Origin of the sequence: Paenibacillus algorifonticola (assembly GCF_000971975.1) — a bacterium.
GTDB lineage: Bacteria > Bacillota > Bacilli > Paenibacillales > Paenibacillaceae > Pristimantibacillus > Pristimantibacillus algorifonticola.
This window is the reverse complement of the sequence record NZ_KQ040788.1, coordinates 1-10,050: the sequence shown is the minus strand read 5'-3', so window position 1 is coordinate 10,050 and position 10,050 is coordinate 1. Positions and strand designations below refer to the sequence as shown.

1 protein-coding gene is annotated in these 10,050 nt (G+C 56.7%); it reads left to right on the top strand.

The annotated features are described in order from the left end of the window. Positions 1–10,050 (top strand): non-ribosomal peptide synthetase (locus WH37_RS06735; RefSeq protein WP_046229824.1); only part of this gene is annotated, 10,050 nt, incomplete at both ends.

Below are 10,050 nucleotides of genomic sequence, written 5' to 3'. Positions count from 1 at the left end.
GGGGAAGCGGTCGTGGTGGTGCGAGAGGACGCAGGAGGGGAGAAAGCCCTGTGCGCGTACTACACGGCGGAGAATGAGCGAAAGGCAAGCGAGCTGAGAGCGGCGTTGTCGCAGGAGCTGCCGGGGTATATGATCCCGTCGTACTTTGTGCAACTGGAGAGGCTGCCGCTCACCGCGAACGGCAAAATCGACCGCAAGGCGCTGCCGGCGCCGGAAGGCGGTCAGAGTGGCGTGGAGCATGTCGCGCCACGGACAGCGCTGGAGGCGAAGCTGGTAGGCATCTGGCAGGAGGTACTCGGGGCTGAGCAGGTCGGCGTTCGAGACAACTTCTTTGATCTTGGGGGCCACTCCTTGCGGGCGACTACGCTGGTCAGCAAGATCCACAAGGAGCTAAACGTGGATCTGCCGCTGCGGGACGTGTTCCGCCACGCTACGGTTGAGGAAACGGCCGAAGCCATCAACCGGATGGAGCAAACGGAGCACGTCTCCATTCCTACGGCTGAAGAAAGCGATTATTACCCGATGTCTTCGGCGCAGAAACGGCTGTATATTTTGCGCCAGATGGCGGAGGTTGAACAGAGCTACAACATGCCGGGAGCGATGCTGCTCGAAGGGGTACTCGACCGGGAACGGTTCGAAGCGGCATTCCGCGCTCTGATTGCGCGTCATGAGTCGCTGCGCACCGGGTTTGAGCTGGTAGACGGCGAGCCGGTACAGCAGATATACCCGCAGGTGGATTTTGTGGTGGAGTACAAGCAGGCCGCCAACGAACGGGAAGCCGACGAGCTCGTGAGCGAATTTATCCGGCCGTTTGACCTTACGAAGCCTCCGCTGCTGCGGGTCGGATTGATCGAGCTGGAGCAGAACCGCCACATTCTGCAGTTCGACATGCATCATATTATCTCTGACGGAATCTCGACAGATGTTCTGGTGGAGGAGTTTATCTCCCTGTATGGCGGGGAACAATTGCCGCCTCTGCGCATTCAGTACAAGGACTTTGCCGTGTGGCAGCAGTCTGAGTCGCAAAAGGAGCGGATAAAGCAGCAGGAAATGTACTGGCTGGAGCAGTTAGGCGGAGATCTGCCCGTATTGGAGATGCCGCTTGATTACGTGCGCCCTGCGGTACAGCGGTTCAATGGGAACACGCTTCATTTCCGGATCGACGCGCAGAAGGTCGAGGGCTTGAAGCAAATGGCAGCGGAAAGCGGAGCGACGCTGTACATGGTGTTGCTTGCGGCCTATACCGTTTTACTGCAAAAGTATACGGGGCAAGAGGACATCATTGTCGGCACGCCGATTGCGGGCAGAACCCACGAAGACCTGCAGCCGCTCATCGGGATGTTCGTCAATACGCTGGCCATTCGCATGGCTCCGGCCGGGGGCAAACCGTTCCTTTCGTATCTGAAGGAAGTCAAGGAAGCTACCTTCGGAGCTTACGAGCACCAGGATTACCCGTTCGAGGAACTGGTGGAGAAATTGCAGGTGACCCGCGATTTAAGCCGCAACCCACTCTTTGACACGATGTTTGCTCTGCAAAACACGGAAAACAAGGAGCTTGCTCTCGAAGGCCTTCATCTGAAGCCGTACCCGAGCGAGTATACGATGGCAAAATTCGACCTGATTTTGGATGTAACGGAGGGGAATGACGGTTTGGCGTGCAGCTTGGAATATGCCACCTCCTTATATAAACGGGAAACCATTGAGCGGGTGGCCAAGCACTACGAGCAGCTGCTCGAAGCCATTGTGTCTTCTCCGGAGGCGACCATTGCGGTGCTCGGCATGCTGACTGCGCAAGAAGAGAACCAGCTTCACCGCGTGTTCAACCATACGGCGGCGGCCTATCCGGCCGGGGCGACTATCCATCAATTGATCGAGGAGCAGGCAGAGCGCACGCCGAATCATGCGGCTGTCGTATTTGAGGGCAAACAGCTTTCGTACAGGGAGTTGAACGAACGGGCCAATCGGCTGGCGCGGGCATTGAGAGCGGAGGGCGTGCAGGCGGACGAGCCGGTCGGCATTATGCTGGAGCGTTCCTTGGAGATGATCGTCGGAATCGTCGCGATCTTAAAAGCCGGGGGCGCGTATGTGCCGATTGATTCCGAATATCCGGAGGAACGCATCCGTTATATGCTAGAGGATTGCGGCGCGAAGCTGATGCTGGTGCAGAGTCGTCTTCGGGATCGCGTGGCTTTTGCTGGAAAATACGTCATTGTGGATGACGAGCAGGCATACGGCGAGGATAGCTCGAATCTTGAGCCGGTAGTCGGGCCGAATCATTTGGCTTATGTGATTTATACGTCAGGAACAACGGGCAAGCCCAAAGGGGTTATGGTAGAGCATCACGGGCTTTGCAGCTTGAAGCTGATGTTTGAGAACACCTTGGGAATTACCGATCGGGATCGGGTCGTCCAATTCGCCAGCCTCTCCTTCGACGCGGCGTGCTGGGAAATCTATAAAGCCCTGTTCTTCGGAGCAACCTTGTACATCCCGACGGCTGCGACGATTCTGGATTATCAATTGTTCGAAACCTACATGAATGAAAACGGGATTACAGCGGCGATTCTACCTCCTACCTATGTGACCTACCTGAATCCGGAGCATATGCCGAGCTTCAAGAAGCTAATCACAGGAGGCTCGGCGGTATCCGTTGAGCTTGTGAACCAGTGGAAGGACAAGGTGATGTATTTCAATGCCTACGGGCCAACCGAAGCCTCCATTGTAACGTCGGTTTGGGCGGCTCCGCTAGGCGTGTTCGAGCAAAAGTCTGTGCCAATCGGCCGTCCGATTGCGAACCATCGGATCTACATCTTGGATGCGTACAATCAACCGCTGCCCGTCGGCGTGGCCGGCGAATTATGCATTGCGGGCGTCGGGCTGGCGCGCGGCTACTTGAACCGTCCCGAGCTGACGGCGGAGAAGTTCGTGGATAATCCGTTCGCGCCAGGAGAGAGAATGTACCGGACGGGAGACTTGACCAGATGGCTGCCTGACGGCAATATCGAATATTTGGGACGGATCGACCATCAGGTGAAAATTCGCGGTTACCGCATCGAGCTTGGCGAGATCGAGGAGCAATTCTTGAAGGTGGCGCATGTTCAAGAAGCGATTGTACTTGCGCGCGAGGACGAGAGTGGACAAAACCAGCTTTGTGCCTACTTTGTGGCGCACGGGGAGCTTACGGCGAGCGAGCTGAGGTTAACGCTGTCGCAGGAGCTGCCGGGCTACATGATTCCGTCCTACTTTGTGCAGTTGGAGCGGATGCCGCTCACTGCAAGCGGGAAGATCGACCGCAAGGCGCTGCCCGCCCCAGAAGGAAACGTGCACACCGGCGGTGAGTATGTCGCGCCTAGAACCGAGGAGGAAAAAGCGCTTGTGGCTGTATGGAAGGCGGTACTTGGAGCGGAGCGCATCAGCGTGACGGATCATTTCTTCGAGCTTGGCGGCGATTCCATCAAATCGATTCAGGTTTCGTCACGGCTGCATCAGGCTGGCTACAAGCTGGAAATTCGTGACTTGTTCAAATACCCGACCGTTGCCCAACTGGGACGGCACATCAGGCCGATTGCCAGAATGGCCGATCAGGGCGAGGTGGCCGGAGAGGTTGCGTTAGCGCCAATCCAGCGCTGGTTTTTTGAACAGCAATTTGCCGACCCGCACCACTTTAACCAATCGGTGATGCTTCATCGCAAGGAAGGCTTCAACGAAGCGGCGGTCCGCAAGGTGCTTCAAAGAATCGTTGAGCATCACGACGCGCTGCGTATCGTATTCCGCCAGACGGAAAACGGAGTTGCGGCATGGAACCGGGGAGTGGAGGAAGGCGAGCTTTACAGTCTGGAAGCGGTCGACTTCAAGGGAATAGAAGCGGCGGCGTACGAAAAAGCGATCGAAGCCAAAGCGAACGACATTCAGAGCAGCATCGATCTGGAGTCGGGCCCGTTGGTAAAAGCCGGGTTGTTCCACGGCGAGGATGGGGATCATTGGCTTATCGCCATACACCATGGCGTCATCGACGGCGTATCGTGGCGCATCCTGCTTGAGGATATCGCGGCTGGGTATGAGCAAGCCGTGAAGGGAGAGGAGATCCGTCTTCCGGCGAAGACCGATTCGTATCGTGCTTGGTCAGGGCAGCTTTCGACATACGCGCAAAGTTCGGCCATGGACAACGAAGAGGCCTATTGGCAGCGCGTTGCACAAACAGCTGTGCCGCCGCTGCCCAAGAATCAGGAAGCGGAGCTCTCCTTGCAGGAGGATAGCGAAACGATCACGATTCAGTGGAGCGCGGCAGAAACGGAGCTGCTGCTCAAGCAAGTTCATAAAGCGTATAACACCGAAATGAACGACATTCTGCTGACGGCGCTGGGAACGGCGATTCAGAAGTGGAGCCGTCATGACCGGGTGCTGGTGAATCTGGAAGGTCACGGCCGTGAATCCATCCTGCCGGATATCGATATTACGCGTACCGTGGGATGGTTTACAAGCAAGTATCCGGTATTGCTGGAGATGGACCCAGGCAAGGATGTGTCCTACCGGATCAAGAAGACGAAGGAAGATCTGCGTCAGATCCCGAACAAAGGGATCGGGTACGGCATATGCCGGTATTTGTCGGAGCACGCGACGAAAGACGTATGGGGAGTGACACCGCAGATCAGTTTCAACTACTTGGGTCAGTTTGATCAAGATCTGCAAAACAACGAGCTTGGCATATCGCGGTATGCAGGTGGGGCGCAGTGGAGCGGCAAGCAAGCCCGAAGCTACGCGCTGGACATTAACGGAATGATTGCGGACGGCTCGCTGACGCTGGACCTCGGCTACAGCGGCAAGGAATACCGCAGGGAAACGATGGAGGAGCTGGCTTCATGCCTGCAGGAGAGCCTTCGGGAACTGATCGCTCATTGCGAGGCGAAGGATCGGACGGAACTGACACCAAACGATGTGCAGCTTAAGGGATTGAGCTTGGAGGAACTGGAGCAGCTCGCGGAACAAACGCGCCATCTCGGGCAGATCGACAACATCTACGCGCTTACGCCTATGCAGAAGGGGATGTGGTTCCACAGCGCCATGGACCCGGATGCCGGTGCATATTTTGAGCAGGCGCGATTTACCTTGCGAGGAACGCTCAATATCGAATGGTTTGCGAAAAGCTGGGAGGAGCTGGCGGTCCGTCATGCCGTACTGCGGACCAATTTCTACAGCGGCTGGAACGGGGAACCGATGCAAATCGTGTTCAGAGACAAGCGGATCGGATTTGCCTACAAGGACCTTACCGGTCTTCATGCGTCCGAGCAGCAAGCGCAGATCGACCAATTAGAGCAAGACGATAAAGCTCGCGGATTTGATTTGCAGCGGGATGCGCTGGCACGCGTAACGGTCATCCGTACAGAAGCGGAAAGCTGCCAGGTGCTCTGGAGCTTCCATCACATTCTGATGGACGGCTGGTGCTTGCCGCAGTTGACGAAAGAGCTATTTGAAACGTATTCCGCCTACGTTCAGGGTCCAGAGCGGGAAGATGCTTCAGAGCGGAACCTAACGCCAGTCTACAGCCAGTATATTGAGTGGCTGGAACGGCAGGACAAGGAAGCGGCGTCCCACTATTGGGACGAGTACTTGGCAGGCTACGAGGGGCAGACCCTATTGCCGCAGGCCAAGACGGAGGGAAGAAGCCCAGGGTATGCCTTGGAGCGCATCGTATGTGATTTGGGCAACAGCCTGAGCGAACGGATGAGCCGTGTCGCAAAGCGGCATCAGGTGACGGTCAATACGCTCATGCAAGCGGCATGGGGTATCATTCTGCAGAAATATAACGGAACAGGTGATGTGGTATTCGGAAATGTCGTGTCGGGAAGACCGGCGGAAATTCCGGGGATTGAGGAGATGATCGGACTATTCATTAACACGATCCCGCTGCGCGTCACTTCCGAACCGGATACGAGCTTTGCCGAAGTGATGGGAAGACTGCAGGAACAGGCGTTGGAATCTGGTCGTTACGATTATTATCCGCTGTACGAAATTCAGGCGATGAGCACACAAAAGCAGGATCTGATCAGCCATATCATGGCGTTTGAGAACTACCCGGTCGATGAGCAGATGAAGCAAGCCGGACATGAAGACGGTGGAAAGCTTTCGATTGCGGACGTTGAAATGGCAGAGCAAACGAACTATGACTTCACACTGACGGTGCTTCCCGGAGACAACATTCAGCTGCACCTAGACTACAATGCCAATGTGTTTGATCGGGCGGGTATAGAGCGGTTGAAGGGACATCTGGTCTATGTCTTCGAACAAATCGTCGAAAATCCGCTGGCTGCTGTAGGAGATCTGGAGCTTGCGACAGCCGGGGAGAAAGCCGAGATTGTAGAGCAGTTTAATGATACGGCGACGGTGTATCCCCGGGAGAAGACGCTTCACCAGCTGTTTGAGGAACAGGCGCAGCGTCTCCCGGATGCAGTGGCGCTAGTGTTTGAGGACCGGCAGTTGACCTACCGCGAATTGAATGAGCGGGCCAATCGGCTGGCGAGGACGCTGCGTTCCCAGGGAGTCGGCGAGGACCGTTTGGTGGCCCTGATGGCGGAGAGATCCATGGAGATGATTGTGGGCATGCTGGCGATTCTAAAAGCCGGAGGAGCCTACGTGGCGATCGACCCGGAATATCCGGAAGAACGCATCCGCTACATGATCGAGGATTCGGGAGCGCACGTGATGCTTGCGCAGCGCCAGTTGCGCGAGCGGATTCCGACACAGAGCGCACTTGTCTTCCTGGACGACGAGCAATCGTACAGCGCAGACGGCTCCAATCTGGAGCGCAGCAACGGAGCGACCGACTTGGTGTGCGTCATTTACACGTCCGGTACGACCGGCAAGCCGAAAGGCAATCTAACAACTCATCGGAACCTGATGCGAATAGTTCGTAATACGAACTATATTGAAATTACAGACCAGGATCGTGTGCTGCAGTTGTCCAGCTACTCCTTCGACGGGTCGGCCTTTGATATTTTCGGGGCTTTAACCAATGGAGCTAGACTGGTTCTGGTGCCAAAAGAAACGATGCTGGACGTCGAGCAATTGGCGGGTCTGATCGAAAGGCAGCACATTTCGGTTATGCTCATTACAACAGCTTTCTTTAATGTGCTTGTGGACGCGAATGTCCATTGTTTGCGCCACCTGAGAGTGATTTTGTTCGGTGGCGAACGGGTTTCCGTCAGTCACGTCCGCAAAGCGCTCAGCTATGTCGGACCCGGCAAACTCAAGCATGCATACGGTCCGTCGGAAAGCGCGGTCTATACAACCTGGTTGGACGTGAATGAGGTGAGCCAGGATGCCGTGAACATCCCAATCGGACAGCCGCTCAGCAACACGACGGTCTATATCGTTGACGCGCGGAACAAGCTGCAGCCGATTGGAGTCGCCGGGGAGCTGTGCGTAGGGGGAGAAGGATTGGTTCGAGGCTACTTGAACCGTCCAGAGCTGACGGCGGAGAAGTTTGTGGACAACCCGTTTGCGCCAGGCGAGCGGATGTATCGGACGGGCGACCTAGCTAGATGGCTGCCGGACGGCACCATTGAGTATGTGGGCCGGATCGATGATCAGGTGAAGATCCGCGGCTTCCGCATCGAGCTGGGCGAGATCGAATCGCATTTGCTCAAGGTGGAGCCGATTGAGAAAGCGACGGTCGTGGTTCGTGAAACCGCCGGAGGTGAGAAGCAGCTCTGCGCGTACTTCGTAGCCGGCAGCGAGCTTGCGGCAAGCGAACTAAGAAACACCCTGTCGCAAGAGCTTCCGGGCTATATGATCCCGACGTACTTTGTGCAGCTGGCGCATATGCCGCTGACGACCAACGGGAAGGTGGATCGTCGAGCGCTTCCGGCCCCGGAGGAAAGCATGCAGACGGGGATGGACTTTGTGGCGCCGAGAACGCCACTGGAAGCGAAGCTGGCGCTCATCTGGCAGGACGTGCTTGGAGTTGGAAGGGTCGGCGTCCACGATAATTTCTTCGAGCTTGGCGGCCACTCGCTGCGTGCGACTACGCTGGTGGGCAGGATTCACAAGGAATTGAACGTCAGTCTGCCGTTAAAAGACGTGTTTCGCTCGGCTACCGTCGAGAAGATGGCGGAAGCGCTCAAGGGGATGGCGCAGCAGGCATACGAAGCGATTCCTCGGACGGAGGCAAGCGAGCATTACCCCGTATCGTCGGCGCAGAAGCGGCTTTATATTTTGCACCAGCTGGAAGGAGCGGAGCAAAGCTACAACATGCCAGGAGCGATGCTGCTGGAGGGAGCGCTGGAGCGGGAACGGTTTGAAGCGGTGTTCCGCGGTCTGATCGCACGCCATGAGACGCTGCGCACCGGGTTCGAGATCGTAAATGGCGAACCGGTACAACGGGTATATCCAGAGGCGAATTTTGCCGTGGAGTATATGGCGGCTAGCGAAGAAGAGGCGGAACGGAAGGTGCGGGCATTCATCCGTGCGTTCGATCTGAAGAAGCCGCCGCTCCTGCGAATAGGCTTGATCCAACTGGCGGAACAACGCCACATCCTGCTCGTTGACATGCATCATATTATCTCGGACGGCGTATCTACGGATGTCCTCGTCGAAGAATTCGTCCGTCTATACGGCGGCGAGGAGCTTCCTGAGCTGCGGATACAGTACAAGGATTACGCGGTATGGCAGCAATCCAAAGCGCAGCGCGAGCGTCTGAACAAGCAGGGAGCCTACTGGCTGAGCCAGTTTAGCGGAGAACTGCCGGTGCTGGAGCTGCCGACAGATTATGCGCGTCCCGCCGTGCAGCGATACGATGGCGATACGCTGCAGTTCCGTATGGATGCCGAGAAGAGCGAGGGCTTGAAGCGAATGGCGGCGGAAAACGGCGCGACGCTGTACATGGTGTTGCTTGCGGCGTATACGATCCTGCTGCAAAAGTACACGGGTCAAGAAGATATTGTCGTCGGCACGCCAATCGCGGGAAGGACACATGGCGACCTGCAGCCATTGATCGGGATGTTCGTCAATACACTGGCGCTGCGCAACGGCCCGGCCGGAGAGAAAACATTCCTGTCGTATCTGGAGGAAGTCAAGGAAACGACCTTGGGTGCCTACGAGCACCAGGATTATCCGTTCGAAGAACTGGTGGACAAATTGCAACTGACCCGCGATTTGAGCCGCAGTCCGCTCTTTGAAACGATGTTTTCGCTGCAAAATATTGAAAACAAGGAATTTGCTCTCGAAGGGCTTCGTTTGACGTCGTTTCCGAGTGACTACGGGATGTCGAAATTTGACCTGAGCCTTGACGTCATGGAGGGAAGCGACGGTTTGGAATGCGCCCTCGAATATGCAACCGCGTTGTACAAACCAGAAACGGTAGAGCGGTTGGCGAAGCACTACGAGCAATTGGTCGCCGCGATTGTGAACGATCCGGGCGCGAAAATCGCGTCGTTAGGCATGCTGACGGCGGAGGAGCAGGAGCAGATTCAGCGCGTATTCAATCCAGAGACCGCGCCGCCGCTGCTGGAGAAAACCTTCCATCACCTGTTTGAGGAACAAGCGGAGCGGAGCCCTGAAGCGACGGCGGTGGTGTACGAGGAGAAGCAGCTGACCTACCGCGAGCTGAACGAGCGTTCGAACGGTCTGGCGCGCAGCCTGCGGGCCCAAGGGGTGAAGCCGGATCAACTGGTCGGCATTCTGGCCGATCGGTCGGTGGACATGCTGGTCGGGGTGCTGGCGGTATGGAAGGCGGGAGGCGCCTATGTGCCGCTCGATCCGGATTACCCGTCCGACCGGATCCGTTTTATGCTGGAGGACAGCGGAGCGGAAGTGCTGCTGACACAGACGCATCTAGAGGAGCGTACGCGGGAGTGGCTGGCGGAAGAGCAGACGCTGCAGACCGTGCTGTGCTTGGACGACGAGGCGCTGTATAGCGAAGGAGCGTCGAATGACGCGAACCGGATGAATCTGGCGCACGTCAACAAGCCGAGTGATCTGGCCTATGTAATCTATACGTCGGGGACGACCGGACGGCCGAAGGGCGTCATGATCGAGCACCGCAGTCTGGTGAATACG